We start from the raw sequence: 18,682 nt of genomic DNA, 5'->3' as shown, positions 1-18,682 counted from the left end.
TAAAGAATTGACCTGCTACTTCACAACCACGATGTGTTTGGTTGTAACTGCACCGCTGATATCATTAATCTTCACAATATATCTGCCTGATTTCAAATCACCAAGCTGGATTTTATTGGAAGCGTCCGGAGCTGCATTCTTAACAAGCACTCCGCTCGTGTTGTAAATTTTCACATTTGAAAGCGTGGCGCCCGATGACTTCACCGTCATATAGTCCGTTGCGGGGTTCGGGTACAATGCTATTTCAGAAGTACCTTCAAATTTCACACTTACGATGCTGCTGTAAGCAAATGTATTATCAGCATCAATCATTTTCAGGCGATACAGGTTGTTGCCGGAAGCTGGTGTGTTATGAACGAAATCATAATTGGCAGTTGCGCTGCTTTCACCTTTTGCAGCAACCTCTCCTAATGTCTGCCAGTTATTGCCTGTTACACTTTGCTGAATTTCAAATGATCTGGAATTACTTTCAGAAGCCGTGCTCCATGCAAGTTTTACCGAATTTTCAGATTTTGCTGCTTTGAAACCAACCAGTTTCACTGGTAATGAGCCTCCGAAAATAGTAAGACAAGCTGCATCAACTTTGAAAAAATCACCAGTAGAAGAGCCTACTACACGTACAAACGCAGTTCCCACAGGAGAGAGAGCATCAATTTTGTATTGCTTAAGCCTTCCTTTCAATTCCTCTACTGACTTATCGAGCTCCACGGAAACGGAAGAAATAGGTTCAGAACCTCCTTTGGCAAAAAACTGCAGTTCGAATTTGTGATTTCTTTTGTTATGGTATCCTCCCCATATCTTAAGTGTCACTTTACTTCCGGCCAGGGCTTCTACATCCTGATAAAAACTACCTGCACCACTATTGATTAACCCGCTTTTACTTCCGCAAACAACATATGCTCCGTCTTTAACAAAACGATTACCAGTCCACTCCTTAGGCACCTCTTTGCCATCGGAAGATTTTGTTTCTTCAAAACTTGGGTTTTTAAGCTTATTATCTTCACAGTCATTACATACATACGCAGGCTGCTCAATGTTCAAACAAGCTACGTCTACCTTAAACCAATTCCCCGTTGCAGTTCCCAACACCTTAACTTTCAGTGTTCCTTCCGGAGCAGTTCCTATAAGGGTGTATTTTTTTAACTTGTTACCATTTTCACTCAAAGATTTATCAAGCTTCTGCTTCACAACCAACAATTCTTCACCACCAGCTCCAAGAAAAATCAATTTAAAATAATGGTTGGCAAAGGCGTGGTACCCTCCATAAATATTAAGCGTAACCTTGCTGCCTGGTACCACATTTGCCGATTCCTGTGAAAATGATCCCGAACCGCTCAATAGGCCATTATAATTACCACATACATCATATGCGTTGTCCAATGTAAAATTCCCTTCGTACTTCCAGTCCGTAGGGACCCATACGTCTTTCACCTGCTTATAGGATTCAAAACTGCTATTAAGCAATTCATTTCCATTGCAGTTACAGTTGTCTGTTGTGGCAATGTCAGCGGTAGTGGCTGCTGCCAGAGTCAAATTATTACCAAAGCTGTTCGTCTTTACCGAAAATAGACAAAATGCGATAATAAAAAATGTTAATGATTGGAGTGTAGCGATTTTCTTCATAAGGATGAGACTAGATTGCGAATTTACTTTGTAGGATTACAGCGACAAATATAGTTCAGCATCTACTCAACATGCAAGAAAAAAATAGGATTTTTTATATATTACAAAGTGATAAAAATTACTTCTATGCTTAAAATTGAACTAATATTAGTACTGCATATAGAATTACTTTAAGACCTTTCAAACATATAATTATATAATAATCAATAAATTACAAATTTTACATCTTCCTAAGTATCAAAAATGAAACAAAAAGAACAAAAACAACAAAGTTGAACTATTCCAATAACACATTTCCCAGCATCTAGCTAAAACACGGAACCATGTTGGTTGCCAGGTTTTACCACCTCCCTAAAGCCGATTTGTGACGCTTGTTAGAACTACCAGCATAATCACCGAACAAAACATTGAATAAATACTATAAATCTGAGCAAATACCATAAACGTAGCAGCCCAACGGCATACGGGTGTAGCAAAAAAAACGAGCGGTGAGCTCGTTGTGGAAAAGAATCGAAAACAGGCTCTTAGCTTTCAACCGGCCAATTTGAGTTCGATAACATCTGCTCCGAATACTCCACGCAATTCCTGAAGAGATTTTCGAATTCGTGATTTCACCGTACCTAAAGGTATGCTTAACTTTTCAGCTGTTTCTTCATGTGTATAACCTTCGAAATACACCATTTCTATCAACAAGCGGCGCTCAGGAAGTAAGCCTGCTACAATAGCCCTTATGTCAATAAGTGAAACAGCGGGATTATAGATTGCGACCGGAAGTAATTCTGTTTCATGTACTTGTTCCCAATTCACAACCTTCCTCACTTTAACGTCCATTCGTAATTTGTCAATGGCCGTGTTGCGCGCTACATTGAGAATCCAGGTGAATAAAGTGCCCTTTTCCGGGTTGTAGCTTCCAATGTTTTTCCAGATTTTCAAAAATGTATCCTGCATAGCGTCAGCAGCCTTCTCCTCATCCTTGACCACCTTCAAAATAATCCCAAACAATGCGGCCGAATAACGCTCATACAGATATTCGAAAGCATCTTTGCTATTCGCTTTGAGCCGAACAATCAACTCCGATTCAGTATAAGTAAGCTTACTACTCATTTTAAATACTGTTTTTTTTAAATAGCCTGTAACTTTGCAACGTACATTCCTATCATCTCAAAACAATGTTATCAATTCCATTCCAGCACCAGTTCAATATTCTATGAGCAAACTATTGGTCAAACTGGGGAAAAGCCCAATAATGACTTAACCAACTCAGGATCAATTTTTTCAGATTCACTCCAACAGGCTATAATTCACAACTAATACGTCTTTAACGGACCAAATTGATATCATGCCAGCAATTGTAAAAGCTACAACCCAGCAACAGTACGAATCAGGAGCTTACCTCTTTAAGGAGTATGCTGATTCTCTGGACTTCACTTTATCATTTCAGAACTTCGAGGAAGAACTTAAAACAATTCCGGTTATGTACGGTTCACCATCGGGCGCACTGTTTCTGGTGGAAGATAATAGCACCTATGTAGGTGTAGCAGGATTAAGGCAAATTGAAAATGAACACACCTGTGAAGTAAAACGAATGTTTATCAAGCCTGAATTTCAGGGGAAGGGAATTGGAAAGATGCTTCTTGGCACGCTCATTCAGGAAGGAAAAAATCTGAATTATCAGATTATTAAACTGGATACATTAGGTCCGAAGATGCCGGCAGCCGTCGCCTTGTATCAGTCTTTCGGTTTCAGGGAGACCACGCCTTATAACTACAATCCTTATGATGGTGTGGTATATTTTCAAAAGGATCTTACTCAGCCGGAAGTCTAAAGGAAATAAAAAAGTGGCCGGACTTATAAGGTCCGACCACACAACAAGTTCTCTCAATTAGTGACTCTCGTCGGATTCTATACCCAGTATAGTTAATCTGTATGGCGTAGCAGAAACTTTTACTTTTTTGACTTTCGTAAAATCATTGATATCAATTTGCAGCAACTCGCCTGACTTGGGCTGTGTTACGTATAAGTACTTTGATGTTGCTTCAATTTGTGGTTTTTGAGTTTCATCCTTGGCAACGGCAGCAATCACAGAACCGCTCTTTTTCACTGCATTGCTTTTTAAATCATAAACCCTAACCTCTCCATTGTGAAAAAAAGCAATGAGATTATTACCTGCGTAGTCTGTTTTTACCTGCATAAGGTCCGTACTTTCTACAATGGGCGTAACACTGTTTGCCTGCACATCAATGATATACGCGCCTACCGCAGCAGAATAACCGATGAATTTATTCGCTCCTTTGGCTTCCAGAATTGAGCCAAACCAGGCTGTTCCGAATTTTTCAGGATGCGGAATTAACCTTTGTGCACCGGACGGCTCCACCACCAGAATGCCGCTCGATGAGCCAAAAAGCGATATCTTCCCATCTGTCGCATTGCCGTGAAGTCCTTTGGTCTGAACCGTGGACGCAAACAAAGTTTTACCGCTTGCATCTACTATTTTAACCCGCTCAGGAAGTGTACCCGCCACCGATTCGTCTTTTTCAGTAATGGCATAGGTCCCGTTGTCAAACTTGGTCATTGCGCCATGGTGGGCTTTATTACCGGCATTTATTGTGGTCATTTTCGACCCAGCTACATGAAATTCCGACTCTTTTGCAATGCTCAAAGTTCCATCACCATCATTGAACGTGATTATTTCATCCCCTTTGCTTTTAAAATGCGTAGGCTTGTTTCCATTGCCGGTTAAGGCGCCAAATTTAGGAGTTCCTTTCACATCTACATGATCTCCATGTCCTTCAAAACCTGTGTCAAAGAGCTGCACGTGATTGTTTGCGCCATTTACCAAAGCACCAAAACGACCTGCCTGCGTATTGTACAGTGCCGATTTAGGATAAAGCGCTTCAAATGATTCAGTGGTCAATTTAACAGGATCAACCAGAGAAATCTGCCTGGTAAGTTCATCATTCACCAGTATCCTGATGAACTTGTATTCACTCTCGGTGACCGGCGTCACTGTCTCCTCTTTGTCGTTATCGCAGGCTGTAAAACCTGAAATAATTGTCATGGCTAATAGTGTTCTTAATAAATTCCTCTTCATAGTTCTTCATTTATGTGCAACAATGATGCAAATATAGAAACGACTTTCTTTAATGCAACAATGATGCAAATATTATTTTCTGTTATGAAAAACTTGTTAACTAAAAAGCCAGCACATGCCTTAATGCACGTACTGGCTATAAAAACCTTATTTTTCGATTACAAATCAGGCTGTCGCTTGCTTAATCAAGTTCCTGCTCTCATTTTTCACAAAAGTGATCGGGACGAATTCATCCGTGGGTGCACCAATGTAATAGACCGTCCACTCAGGATCATGATGCGCAAGCATTTCACTGATGCAATCTGCGCGGTGACCCATCGGATTGGAGCAATTTTCCCAGTAGAAAAGCTCAACCCTGTAATGCAATTGCTGTTTAAGACCATTAATAATCACCTGAACTTCAATATCTTGCTTGCCTGGCAAGTTTGGGATTGGTATAGCTATATGGCTCATAAGTTTGGAATTTGGATAAGGTATAAGGCAAAAGTCGACTTTCACAATGCTCCCTGCTCTCCACCCCTACTCTGATCGAAGTGATTTAACAGGATTATTTAATGCTGCTTTTATACTCTGAAAACTGACTGTCAATTGTGCAATCAAAATGGCCATTAATCCGGCTCCGGCAAAAATCCACCACTGAATATCAATCCTGTAAGCAAAATCCTGCAACCAGTATCGAACCAAAAACCAGGCAAACGGCATTGCTATCAGAATTGAGATAAGCACGAGCTTCATGAAATCCTTTGACAGCAGCGCCACAATTCCCGGAACAGAAGCTCCCATTACCTTGCGAACCCCAATTTCCTTCACCCTCCTCTCAGCTGAATAGGAAGCCAGACCGAATAGTCCCAGACACGAGATGAAGATGGCAAGTCCGGCGAGAATCCCAACAATTTTACTCACCTGACCGTCAGCCTGATACAATTCTTTAAAATGTTCGTCCAGAAAGGAATATGTAAACTCCTTCTCAGGCACCTGGTTTTTCCAGATGTTACCAATAGCCGCAACGGCCTGAGTCGCATCTTTGCCCTTGATTTTTACCGACATTTCACCATAACCCCAATCTTTCTGGTTGAACAGGCAAAGTGTTTCAATTTTATGGTGTAACGAATTGAAGTTAAAGTCCTTCGCTATACCAACAATGGTACCAAGGGAATCCATTCCACTGAAACCAAAAGGCTTACCAACAAGCGCCTGAATGTTTTGATTGGGTTGATCCTTCAATAATTCCCTGGCAAGAGATTCATTGATTATATAAGTTCTGGCATTATCGGATTCGTCGTGTGTAAAATTGCGTCCGGCAACCAGCTTAATTTTATATAAAGAAAGATAATCCGGATCCACAATCACCTGCGAGGAAGCCATTTCCCGCACCGGACCATCCCCTTTGAAAGTGACACCAGTTTGATGCAGGTTATTACCCAGACGCTGACCCGATCCTGTGACACTTTCTACAAAAGAACTCGCAAGAAGTTCCTGCTTAAGTGACTCATATTTGGGCTGTGATTTGGAGTCGAGCGGTATAATGACGATTTGATCTTTTTCAAAACCCGGATCTCTATGCTGCATAAAATCAAGTTGTTTCACAGCAAATCCGGTTGCGATGATGAGAAATACCGCACTGCTGAACTGAGCAACAACCAACGTGTTTCTGAATGTACTTTTAGTGGTACCAATCTTACCTTTCAATACTTTAACAGGCTCAAAAGATGAGAGGAAAACCGCTGGATAGAGACCGGAGAAAACCCCAATAAGCGTTGCAGCACCCAGTGTCGTAAGCAGAACAACAGGATCAGTAAAGAACGAGAAGTCAAGTTCTCTCTGACTGAAACGAGCAACCGCAGGCAAAGCGAGCTTCACCAAAACTACTGCCAAAACCGAAGCCACCAAAGCCAGTAAAACCGATTCGCCAATAAACTGATTGGCAAGCTGGAACCTTTGCGCACCAATCGATTTACGGACACCAACTTCTTTGGCACGCCCCGCAGAACGGGCAGTCGACAGGTTCATAAAATTGACACAGGCGATTACCAACACGATCATGGCAATTACCGAGAACATGTACGTGTAAGTGCGGCTGAACTTATGGAAATTCTGATAGTCGTGGGTAATATCTACCGATCCGGAATGGACATTGGCCAGTGGTTGCAGGAAAAGCTCATAATATTTCCATCCGCCTTCTTTCATGTATTTTTTAAGATAGGCAGGAAACTTCTTTTCCAAAGCTGCAACGTTGGCACCAGGTGCAAGTTCAAGATAGGTTACCAGCCAGTTTCCTCCCCATCTGTCCATGAATTCTGGCTTGATGACAGTACTAAAAGAAAACAGTCCATCGAATTGCAAGTGAGAATTGGCAGGCACATCCTTCATCACACCGGTCACTTTGAAAGTTGTTGTATCGCGTGCATACCTCGTCACCGACTGACCGATCGGATTCTCTTTACCAAATAGATTTTCCGCACTCTTTTGCGTCAGCACTACGCTTTTTGGCTCTTTCAAAACTGTACTTTTTTCACCTTTTATCAGTTCAAAATCGAACATTTCAAAAAAGTTGGAATCCACGAAAAATCCCTGAGGCAATTCTATTTTTTTATCTTTCGCAGCCAGCAAAACCTGGGACATATTGTTAATGCGCACAAAATTCCGGACTTCCGGATAATCGTTCTTCAGGGTTGGCCCCATGGGAAACATGGATAGGGCTACTTTTTGCGGCGCTACCATACCTTCGTAGTTCTGAACTTCATTGAGCCTGTAGATATTCTTAGCATGGACTTTGTCGAAGCTCTTTTCATAGAGAACAAATACCATAATGACGATGAATGCGGCCATCCCTATCGCCAGACCGACAATATTGATCGATGAAAAGACTTTATTTTTCCAGATATTACGGAAAGCGATTTTGAAGTAATTTTTTAGCATAATCCTATGGGGTAAATAACAGTCTCGACAAGATGAGCTGGGATAATAAAAACTGGCCTGCCAGGACAGTTACCAAAAATATGCCAAATAAATCAATTAACTCATTATCAATACTTTAATTGCAAATAAACTCTTACAAACGTCCGAAAATGAACATCTTAGTTCAGCTATGAACAAGGATTAGCAAGTGAAAGAGAGGGAGCTACCATGTTTTTCTGATACCAAGATATCCTCCGTAAGAATTTCTGAATAATTCGCCTCTGTCAACAGAAAGCTTAGCCAGAATGGAGGTATTGGACAGGCCTTTCAGCTTTAGATGAGCAGCCAAAAGTGATGAAAACTGATTACGCGGGGGAAAAAAGTCTCCGCCCGGTGTACCATAATTACGGCTGAATGAACCTCTGAAAGTAAGCAGCAGCACGTCTTTATAAGTACCCTGAGCACCAGCATAAAACATATTTACCCTATTGTTGGGAAAAAACCGGGGATTGGTGGACTTAGAAAGATCCAGATCGGCACGCGGAATGATAAATGGCGTTCCAATTACGACGTCCTTGTAGGACCAGCCACTGATATACTGGCTATGATTGAAGTAATTATCGGCACCTTGGTATACGCTTCCTGTAATGTAGAACTCCGATCCGGACTGATCCTTTGTCGTCAGAAATTCCATCGTAAGTCGGGTCAGTTGGAAATGCCCGAATATCTTGGTATCGTTCAGAACCATATTTATACCATACAGCCCGTCCGGAAAATTTCGAAACGCAATGCTCGACACGTCTTCAAAGGCATGCTGGTGATATAATAGCAAGCGGTCACCATTTATTTTGGTCTCAAATGCAGCATCATAACTTCCCAAATGATTACCGATCCGGTAACTGTCGAATGAAGAAAATCCAGATTTTTTATACCAGTCTTTCGGTGTATAACCCAAAACCAGGTATTTATATAGCTTCCAGGAGTCTGGCAATTTGCCGTCTTCCGCCATATCAGGCTGAGCTTTTAAATAATCCGAGTGACCAGCCCAGGTTGCCTGATGGTTGATACCAAAGTAAAATTTTGATTTAGAAGCCGGTCGTCCCAAGCGAAAGTAAAGATGTTTCTGATGCAGGCGGGCACCGTAAATGTTAGGTGGGTTATTGAACCAGCCATGCGAAAAGGCCGCATTAACTGCTACAAACTTTTTAAAGGCGAAAGGTACATATCCTACCGTAGCCAGCTGAATTTTGGGAACCGGAAGTGCATTTCCCGAAACCGAATAAAAACCAGATGTGAGTGTGGAATCACCAAGCCCGGCAAGTTCCTTACGACGGCCTCCAAAAAATTCAATGAACTTATATCTGATCTTAACATGTGCTTCCGGAAAAATGATGCCCAGCTTATTCACCTTTTCAAAGCTGGCAACGGGATTTACAACAAATCCCCAGTCAAAATCTTTGCGTTTTTTTGTGATCGTATCGTATCGGGCATACTCACGCCATAATTTGCCCTGCATCAATGCTGACGGTGCTTGCTTTGGAATAGCTCCAAACTGATTGGTTCTCAGCCAAAATGGCGTTTGTTCATCCGACGACAATATACCGCCCGCTTCAATCTCCGCTCCAATCTGATACTTGCTGATAGACTGCCCGACACTGAGCGTGAAGGAAACAAGAAAAATAAAAAGAAGTATCCCTTTAAAAAAATGCATAAAGCAACTAGTAAAATTGGCTCATCCGACGCACTGTGGTTATAATATTGTTTTCAGCTCATGCTTCTAACAAGCATAAATGTAATGTTTTATCGTCGCAACCCATATCGTGGCATGTTAACCTTTTATTACCGGACATAAAAGGTTCAGGTTATCTACGGAGAAAACCGTTGAAGGGATTAAAGTTTGAGAAAAATAGATTGGTAAAAAGGTATACGCAGGAGTCCCTGACAATCCAATTATTTATTTCGAAGCGAGATAGATAGTCTTTATGCTTGGATTAGGGTTTTCTCACAACAGTAAGAACAATATCTGTTTGATTACTGCCAGGCGCATAATTTTTCAGTGGACTCACATCTGATAAATACCATGACGTATTATTTTTATTGAAATCCTCGTCAATAGTTATAGTTGCGTCACTCTTGATTTCCTTCCTAATATAAAAAGAACCGTTGCTTGCAGAGTAAATCGTGGTATCAGCAAATGTGCTTTGACTAAAAAGTTTTTGTGATGAAAAATTAATAGAGATCGGAAAAGAACCAACAGGATTCCCTGTTTCAGACATCACAATTCCTCCCAAAACTGTATCCATTGGAACAATATCCTTTTTTAGTTTACATGCTGTAAGCGAAACCAGGAATATGAACATGATTAAGTCCAGTACCTTCATAACAAGAATGGGCTATACAAGTTTTACAATTGCAATATAATAAATTCTACACTGCAATAACTCTACTCGCATTTCTCATGTAAAAATCTATTTCCCCGCCTTCATGTCTGTGATAAGCGACAATAGAAACAGCTTTCATTTTTTGGCATTTATGGTTTACTCACTTCTTAAACTCTTCACAGGATCAAGCAATGCCGCTCTTATTGCCTGGTAACTTACTGTCAGTAACGTAACTGACAATGCACCCACTCCGGCAACTGCAAAAATCCACCAGGAAATAGATGTATGATAGGTATATGACGCCAGCCAGGTAGCCATTGCGTACCAGGCAATGGGTATGGAAAGCAGGCAGGAAACGATAACCAAAACCACAAAATCACCGGAAAGTAAACGCCACAGATTACCCACCGAAGCACCAAGTACTTTACGTATACCGATTTCTTTTGTACGTTGCTCAGCCACAAACGAAGCCAAACCGAAAAGACCAAGGCAACTAATTAAAATAGCAAGACCAGCAAAAATGGAAGCCAATTTGCTGATACGCTCCTCTGCTACAAATTTCAGAGCGTACTCCTCATCTACAAATTGATAGTTGAATGGAGAATCGGGACTGTACTTTTTAAAAACAGCTTCGATATTTTTCAATGCTGCACCCGCGTTGGAAGCCGGATTAATCCTGGCTGTCACGAAAGTTCCTCCCCAGGGTCGGATATAAAAGATGGTTTTCTTCACAGGATCATAAGGTGACTCCATGACCATATCCTTCACAACACCCAGTATTTTAAAACTCCTGCCATCCCATTTTACGGTTTCACCAACAGCGGAGCCCATATCAGGTTTACCCAACCCCATGTATTTTACAGCCGTTTCGTTCAACACAAGCCCCGTTGAATCCGTAGAAAATGATTTCGAAAAATCGCGCCCGGCGATGAAATCCCAGCCAAGCGTTTTTCCGAAATCATGTGAGATCCCGATGGTTGCAAATTCTGATTGCAATCCCGGATCTTTACCTTTCCATTCAAAACCTACGTTGGCAGAGTAAACCTCTGTTGGCGGACCAACCGATTCAGCAAGAGATACAACCGTTCCTGTTTTTTTTAAATCGTGGAGCACAGCATCAAAATGGCGGTGAATGTCCTGCGTGTTAACAGGAATAGTTACCAAGCCTTCCCGTTCGTACCCGATGGGCCGGTTTTTGGCGTGAAGAATTTGCCTGTAAACTACAATGGTTCCGATGATCAGTGTAACAGATACCGTGAATTGAAGCACAACCAGTATTTTTCGAGGTAATGTACCGCTGCGGCCAATAGGCGACCAGGCGCCTTTAAGTACTTTAATAGGTTGAAAAGATGATAGATACAATGCGGGATAGCTTCCTGCTACAAAACCTGTAAATAAGCTAAACCCTATTCCGCTGGCTAAAAACACGGGGTCGGACCACCGGATCACCATTTCCTTATCCGCAATGGAATTGAAAAGGGGTAAAACGAGCTGAGCCAGAAGTAATGACAGCACGAAAGCAATACCCACAACCAGAAATGATTCACTGAAAAATTGGCTGACCAATTGCGCACGTACCGAACCTATCGCCTTTCGGATGCCTACTTCTTTGGCCCGCTTTTCGGAACGCGCCGTACTAAGATTCATAAAATTGATACAGGCAAGAAACAGGACAAACATTCCTATCACACCAAAAAGCCACACAAACTGGATACGTCCACCTTCGTTTACGCCATTGCTCCATTCTGAATACAAATGCCAGCGGCTCATTGGCTGCAAAAGCAATCGCGGCTCAAATTTTTGTTCATTTTTATCGGCACTGCTCCGCTTAACGTCTCTGATCTTGTCCGAAACTGCCTGCATATCAGCATTTGGAGCAAGCTGGACAAAAATCTGAAAAGAGTTATTACCCCATTCACTCTTCTCCTTTGCCTCTTTGACCCAATCGGTGGTTGACACAAACAAATCCCACGGAGCGATAAAATACAGATATTGAAACTGGGAATTATAAGGAAGATCCTCGTAAACACCGGTCACTTTCACATCCATGTGATTATCGATCTTCATCGTCTTATCAAGCGGATCGGCGTTGCCAAAAAAAGCCTTGGCCGCCGATTCTGAAAGCAAAATGGATGCGGGGTCCTTCAATCCGGAAGCCGTGCCGCGGATCATTTTTAAAGACAGCATGTCTGCCGCCTCGGGAGACATAAAATTTCCGAGCCTGGTAAATTTCTTGTCGTTGAAAGTCAGGATATGCCGTTGTAGCCACGAGGTGATCATCACATGACTAAAATCACCGTCAAAGTCACTCCGTAACGCGCCAGCAAGCGGAAGCGGCACACCAAAATCCGTTTTGATTTCCCCATCCAAGGTCTGCTGCTGCATTACCTGCGCAATACGGTCATAATTCTGATGGTATTTATTGAACGAGAGCTCGTCATAAACCCATAGACCAATCAGCATGGCTACAGCCATCCCAACAGCGAGGCCGCCAATGTTAATAGCAGAGTAGGTTTTGTTTTTAACCAGATTCCGAAAGGCGATCTTTAGATAGTTTTGGAGCATGTCACAGAATAATTGGATTATAGGTAAACGGCTGGTTTGTCAAGAATAAACATTCTGATGTTAAACAGGTATTTTGGTCAATGATCACTTCCCAGCTTCTTTGACCTTTTATCGATTTTTTTATTCGCTTCTTAAACTCTTCACAGGATTGAGCAGCGCAGCTCTAATTGCCTGATAACTGACAGTAAGCAATGTAATTACCAGCGCGCCGATTCCGGACAACGCAAATATCCACCACGAAATTTCAGTACGATAGCTGTATTTGGTGAGCCACTCTTGCATGGCATACCACGCAATGGGTGTGGAAATAATGGCGGAAATAACAACCAGAAAAGCAAAATCCTTAGAAAGCATTTGCCAAAGAGTTGCTACGGAAGCGCCCAACACTTTTCGAATTCCAATTTCTTTGGTACGTTGCTCAGCTACGAAAGATGCCAAACCGAACAGCCCCAAACAGGAAATAGAAATTGCGAGAATGGCAAAAAAAGTGACCAGCTTACCGGTTCTTTCTTCTGCCAGGAATTTGGAGTCATATTCTTCCCTGGTGAATTTGTATTCAAAAGGTACCGATGGTATCCGTTTCTTGAAGATCTCTTCGATCTTAGGTAAGGCTGCACTTACACTTACATTTGGATTAAGCCTGATGTTAATCCAGTTCGGATTACCCATCAGGATGAAAACAGTAGGTTTGGCCTTCTCGAATGGAGACTCCATCACCATGTCTTGTACCACGCCCAAAATGCTGAACTGCTTGCGAAGGTCGTTGGTCATCCATTTGCTTTGCCAGAACACGGCTTCACCAATGGGATTCTGAAAGCCGAACAATTTTGCAGCAGTTTCATTGATGACAAAGCCCATGGAATCAGAAGCAAAATCTTTTGAAAAATTTCGTCCCTTTACGAACTGCAATCCTACTGTTTTTGCGTATTCAGGCGAGACCGAAAGTGTCGCAAAATTATCTCTTCCCAACAGACTTCCCTCCCAGGTAAAACCCTTGTTGGCAGACCAGACACCAGTTGCCGGACTTTGAGACAAGGCCATTTCTTCAACTACACCACTATTCTCTAATTCACTTCGAATGATATCCGATTTTTGGAGAAATTCTTCCGATTTCATTTCGATCATCATAAGACCATCCCTGGAATAGCCGACAGGACGATTTTTGGCAAATTGCACCTGGCTGTAAATAACTGTTGTGCAAATAGTAAGGGTTATTGAAACGGTAAACTGAACCGCTACCAATATTTTGCGAGGCAATGAAGAGAAACGCCCTAACCGCATCGTACCTTTCAGAACCCTGATAGGCTGAAAGGATGTCAGATATAATGCCGGATAACTGCCGGCCAGCAAACTGGTAATGAAGACAAAAATTATACTAAACAGCCAGAAGTAAGCATTAGCCCAAGGAATAACCATTTGCTTAGCAGCGAGGTTATTGAACCAGCTTAACGATAAACTTACAGCTACAACTGCAATAAAAAAAGCAATAAAAACAACAAGAAATGACTCGCTAAAGAACTGCGCAATAAGCTGAATACGCTTCGAACCTATCGCTTTTCGAATTCCGACCTCTTTGCCCCGCTTTTCTGAACGTGCCGTGCTCAAATTCATAAAATTAATGCAAGCAAGAAGTAGGACAAAAAATCCGATCAGACCCACTAACCAAACATACTGAACCGGACCGTTATCAAGAATACCGTTTTTAAACTGAGAATATAAATGCCAATTGCTCATCGGATGCAGGAACATCTGAGGATTGGTTGCCACTTCACTCTTCATATTATCGATTTTTTTAATTGCATTGAGTTCGGAGTCCTTAATGGCCGCATCAGCTTTCGCATAATCAGTTTCGGGCTTGATCTCTACATACATCAACAGCGCATGATTATCCCATTGCTTTTGCGCCATGTAAGTATTTTTGGCAAGAAAGTAATCCCAGGAAGCAAGAAACCGAACCTCATGTAATTCCGAGTTTTTAGGAGGATCCTCATACACACCAGTTACAACCACCTCTTTATCTATATCTATTCTCACCAATTGATTCATGGGGTCTGACTTCCCAAAAAGCACCTCCGCTGTGGACACCGAGAGCAAAACTGACTGCTGTTCCTGCAAGCCAGCCCACGAACCTTTCAGCATTTTCAATGAAAACAACTCTGGCGCATCGGCTCCTACAAACTGACCAACCTTCGACACCTTAACCTCACCGGCTGCTAACACAGACTCTGAGGGGTGAGTGGCTGGAACGATGTGTTTGAAGCTTTCAGCATAATTGGTTTTCAGTTCGTTCACAAAAGGATAGGGAACGGAACGAGAAGAATGCAATTCTCCACCCACAGTCTGATTTTGCATCGCCAGCGCAATACGGTCATAATTCTGATGGTATTTATTGAACGAGAGCTCGTCATAAACCCATAGACCAATCAGCATGGCGACAGCCATCCCAACAGCGAGGCCGCCAATGTTGATACCAGAGTAGGTTTTGTTTTTAACCAGATTCCGAAAGGCGATCTTTAGATAGTTTTGGAGCATGGGTTTAATTATTTAAAAATCTCTTTGCCGGCGTTCATGTCCGCAATCAGAGATCCAAAGTAGCTTTTCCAATTTGCTTCGGTAGCCATATCCCTTCCCTTTTCAGCGTAGCTGATCGCCTCTTTTTTATTTTCCATGAAATAATAGCCCATCACCATACCTAAATTGGAATAGACTTCTTTGGGGTTTTTATCATGATTTAGTTTAAAGATTTTGAATGCCTGCTCATGCTTTTTCATTTTGTTCAAACTGCTTCCATACATCACCAGCTGAAGAGATGTTCCCATCGGAATGGCTTTTTTCATCAGAGAATCTGCTTCTTTATTTCTGTTGAATTTTTCCAGTAATCCGGCATAGGTAGACAATGTGAGGAAATTAGCTTCTCCGAAATAAGTATTAATCGAACGATCAGCCCAGGACAAACCTTCTTCAAGATTGATGTTGTTAACCAGGCAATAGTTGGCCGCCGTATGCATATTTTGCCAAAACCGGTAGAAAATCCCTGAATTAAACTCCCTTCTGAAAGATTCGATTTGAAGCCTGTGCAGATCTACCGAAATCGCGATCGGGACTTTTACTTTTTCCCATTGCATTGAAAGTGTTGCAGAATTTTCAGTCTGCTGGTCAAATTCATATTTCAGTCTTTCCACACTTTCATTCATATTTTGCACCGGAACCTCCACCCTTAATGCATCATCTTTGGGATCATAATAAAAACTCCCCCACGCCGTACTGAACTTTGAGAGCACAAGCGTAGCCGTTTTCTCTCCCATTGCAATAAAAAGTCCATACTTACCAGCTGAAACCGTTTTTCCTTCAACCATCACCTCCGTACTGAATTCAATTGTGGTGTTTTCATTCGCTCCTGCCCGCCATGGAGCTGCTTTGCTGGTGCCGTAATGAAGATCTTGAAAACCATAATGGACTACACCACCCCATATTTTCCCTTCCCGGCCATTTACTGCCGGTCTGTTGTAATCTACTCTGACAGTTGTAATTCCGATATTTTCAGAAACGGAAGCCTTTTTATTACCGTCAGCTGGTAAAGTGATTTGGCAATACGCCTGAATCACACAATGAGAGAGCAGAAGAAATACAATAGATACAGCTTTCATTTTTCTTACCATTTATGGTTTACTCACTTCTTAAACTCTTCACAGGATCAAGCAAAGCAGCTCTCACACTTTGGAAACTTACGGTGAGCAATGAAATAGCTATTGCTATAAAGCCGGCCATTGCAAATATCCCCCAGCTTATTTCAATTCTGTAAGCGAAATCCTGCAACCATTGATTCATCAGATACCAGGCTATGGGTGATGCGATCAAAATAGCAATGAGGGTTAGTTTCACAAATTCCTTTGAGAGCAAAACCACAACGCTGGTCGCTGTTGCACCCAGCACTTTTCTGATACCAATTTCCTTGGTTCTCTGGTGAGAAATAAATGCGATCAGTGCAAAAAGTCCGAGGCAGGAAATTAAAATTGTTATCACCGAAAATAATGTCAGGATAGTAGAAACCCTGCTTTCCGCTTTATACATGTCGTTAAACTCCTGATCGAGAAAATGGTACTCGAACGGCTGTAAGGGAAAATTGGCTTCCCAGCTCTTTTTCAGCACATCCACAGCCTTGTTAACCTCCGTACCAGACACCCGAACCATCACTTTTCCAAAATAATCGTATTCAGAAATGATGGCAATAGGTGCGATTTTTTCATGAAGTGACCTAAAATGAAAGTCCTTCACCACCGCTTTGACAGTACCTTCCCTCCCGTTCATATTCACTTCCTTCCCTATCGCGCCTGCGGCATTCCATCCAAGTGCTTTAATTGCCGACTCATTGAGAATAAATGCATATCGTCTGAGCTCAACAGAGTCCAAAGTGGCTTGTGCAATGTCGGATTCATTGAAATTTTCTCCCGCAACCAGTTTCATTCCCATGGTTTTTACAAAATCCTTTTCTACTGGAATTGCCGTAATGTTCATACTGAAATCATTCGGTTTGTCCTTGGCAGAAATACTGTAACCACCCTGTACGTTCAGTGGAGAGTCATACGAAGCGGTAGCTGATGCTATGGATGCATTGCCTAGCAATTCGTTTTTAATTGAAGCAAGTTTCCCGGCCGAAATCCCCGTGCTCAAATCGAGCACAAGTACCTGGTCGGGATTCATTCCCAAACTCTTATTTTGTATGTAATCTAACTGTGAATTAGCAATGAGTGTGCCGATAATGAAAAGCAGCGATACCGAGAATTGAAAAACCACCAGAAAGCTTCTCAACATATTGCCTCCCGGACTGGAAAGTACGTTGCTTTTGAGAACCTTAATGGGCTCAAAACGCGAAAGAACAGCGGCGGGATATGCTCCGGCAAGTAACGTAACGGCAACAAACAACGAAACCAACACCATCACAACTGAGAACGGCGGCCACACCCCCAGGTTCAGCTCGGATGCTGTGAGACTGCTCAACCCAGGAAAACCCAGATTAGCGATTACAAATCCGATCAGGACAGATATTATTGTAATGATGCCACATTCATAGAGGTATTGCCCAAAGACCTGCGAACGCTCAGCGCCCATGACCTTTCTCACTCCTACCTCCTTCGCTCTAACCGCAGAACGTGCAGTAACCAGGTTAACAAAATTGATACAGGCTATCGCCAAAATCAAAAAGGCTACACCCGATAGAATGTACATGTATTTGTAGTTTCCGGTAGCTTCCATTCCACCTGTTACATTCGAGTAAAGATGTATCTGACCAAACTCTTCCAGATCCAATCTCACCCTGACACCCGGGTTTTTAGGATCGTTCAGATGTTTTGCTACATAATTATCGACTTTACTTCGAAGAGAAGTTAAACTGGATCCCGGTTTAAGCAGCAAAAAGGTAAAATCGTTTGCAGAATCGAAGGATTCGGTACGTGAGCGGGGAAGTGTGCTGTAACTTGCCAGCCAATGGAATTTAATTGATGAATAAGAAGGCACATCGGCCACCACACCGGTAACCTGCATCGTATACTTATTGTTTATCGAAACAGATTTACCTACGGCACTTTCGTTTCCGAAAAATTTCCGTGCAGCTGTTTCGTCTATTACCACCGAATTGGGAGCAGACAGTGCAGTGGCAGGATTTCCTTCAACAAAAGGAAATGAAAACATATTGAAGAAAGTCGAATCAGCAAAAAGTACATCTTTTTCATTAAACAACTTATCTCCATACTTAACAGGCACAGAGCCATTGCCCGAAAGCGAGTATAGCCGCACCGCACTTTTCACTTCTTCAAATTCTCTCGAAAATACCGGAGCAACGGCCGTTGGTGTAACCGCAACATTCACAGATTCACCATCACCCGATTGATAAAACAAATTGACCCTCACAAGGCTGTCGCTATGTTCGTGAAAACGATCATACCGCAGTTCATGTAAAATGTAAGTTGCCAGCAAAAGGAAACATCCAATACCAATAGAAAGCCCGGTAATGCTCACAAGTGAGTTGGTGCGGTGTTTCATCAAGTTGCGATAAGCGATTTTCAGGTAGTTACGAAGCATAGCTTACTTATTATTTTTGTCAAAAATTATTAGCTGAATTGTGAGA

The 18,682-nt window shown here is 42.1% G+C and carries 12 protein-coding genes; 1 reads left to right on the top strand and 11 read right to left on the bottom strand.

Going from position 1 to position 18,682, the window contains the following annotated elements:
- Positions 1–15: 15 nt before the first annotated feature.
- Entirely contained in the window at positions 16–1,623 is a 1,608-nt protein-coding gene (locus tag LZG71_RS09680) for a T9SS type A sorting domain-containing protein (RefSeq protein ID WP_233819798.1), read from the bottom strand.
- A 531-nt stretch (positions 1,624–2,154) separates the two neighbouring features.
- Positions 2,155–2,727, bottom strand: coding sequence for an RNA polymerase sigma factor (locus tag LZG71_RS09675; protein WP_233819796.1), 573 nt, complete (start codon positions 2,725–2,727; stop codon positions 2,155–2,157).
- 235 nt (positions 2,728–2,962) lie between these two features.
- Between LZG71_RS09675 and LZG71_RS09670 the strand changes: the two genes are divergently transcribed.
- The gene (locus LZG71_RS09670) at positions 2,963–3,448 is read left to right on the top strand and encodes a GNAT family N-acetyltransferase (RefSeq protein ID WP_233819795.1); all 486 of its coding nucleotides are present in this window, start codon (positions 2,963–2,965) and stop codon (positions 3,446–3,448) included.
- 57 nt (positions 3,449–3,505) lie between these two features.
- Here the strand turns inward: LZG71_RS09670 and LZG71_RS09665 are convergent, their stop codons facing one another.
- The 9 genes from LZG71_RS09665 to LZG71_RS09625 form a co-directional block, all read right to left on the bottom strand.
- Positions 3,506–4,714 carry a hypothetical protein gene (locus tag LZG71_RS09665; RefSeq protein ID WP_233819794.1) on the bottom strand — a complete coding sequence of 403 codons (1,209 nt, stop codon included), beginning with the start codon at positions 4,712–4,714 and terminating at the stop codon, positions 3,506–3,508.
- 165 nt (positions 4,715–4,879) lie between these two features.
- The gene (locus LZG71_RS09660) at positions 4,880–5,167 is read right to left on the bottom strand and encodes a hypothetical protein (RefSeq protein ID WP_233819793.1); all 288 of its coding nucleotides are present in this window, start codon (positions 5,165–5,167) and stop codon (positions 4,880–4,882) included.
- 66 nt (positions 5,168–5,233) lie between these two features.
- Positions 5,234–7,633, bottom strand: a complete 2,400-nt coding sequence (locus LZG71_RS09655) for an ABC transporter permease (RefSeq protein ID WP_233819790.1) — start codon at positions 7,631–7,633, stop codon at positions 5,234–5,236.
- A 202-nt stretch (positions 7,634–7,835) separates the two neighbouring features.
- Positions 7,836–9,323: a capsule assembly Wzi family protein gene (locus LZG71_RS09650; RefSeq protein ID WP_233819785.1), complete on the bottom strand. Its 1,488-nt coding sequence runs from the start codon at positions 9,321–9,323 to the stop codon at positions 7,836–7,838.
- A gap of 280 nt (positions 9,324–9,603) precedes the next feature.
- Positions 9,604–9,915 (bottom strand): hypothetical protein, encoded by a 312-nt coding sequence (locus LZG71_RS09645; protein WP_233819784.1) that lies wholly within the window; start codon positions 9,913–9,915, stop codon positions 9,604–9,606.
- 234 nt (positions 9,916–10,149) lie between these two features.
- Positions 10,150–12,558, bottom strand: coding sequence for an ABC transporter permease (locus LZG71_RS09640; protein ID WP_233819782.1), 2,409 nt, complete (start codon positions 12,556–12,558; stop codon positions 10,150–10,152).
- 120 nt (positions 12,559–12,678) lie between these two features.
- Complete coding sequence (locus tag LZG71_RS09635; protein WP_233819781.1) at positions 12,679–15,090, bottom strand: ABC transporter permease; 2,412 nt, start codon at positions 15,088–15,090, stop codon at positions 12,679–12,681.
- Positions 15,091–15,098: 8 nt separating this feature from the next.
- Positions 15,099–16,205 carry a DUF2911 domain-containing protein gene (locus tag LZG71_RS09630; protein WP_233819780.1) on the bottom strand — a complete coding sequence of 369 codons (1,107 nt, stop codon included), beginning with the start codon at positions 16,203–16,205 and terminating at the stop codon, positions 15,099–15,101.
- Between the two features lie 19 nt (positions 16,206–16,224).
- On the bottom strand, positions 16,225–18,636 hold the full coding sequence (locus LZG71_RS09625; protein WP_233819779.1) for an ABC transporter permease: 2,412 nt from the start codon (positions 18,634–18,636) through the stop codon (positions 16,225–16,227).
- Positions 18,637–18,682 lie beyond the last annotated feature (46 nt).

It is taken from the genome of Dyadobacter sp. CY312, assembly GCF_021390535.1.
Classification (GTDB): Bacteria; Bacteroidota; Bacteroidia; order Cytophagales; family Spirosomataceae; genus Dyadobacter.
Note: the sequence above shows the minus strand (reverse complement) of the source record. Positions and strands in the feature narration are given on the sequence as shown.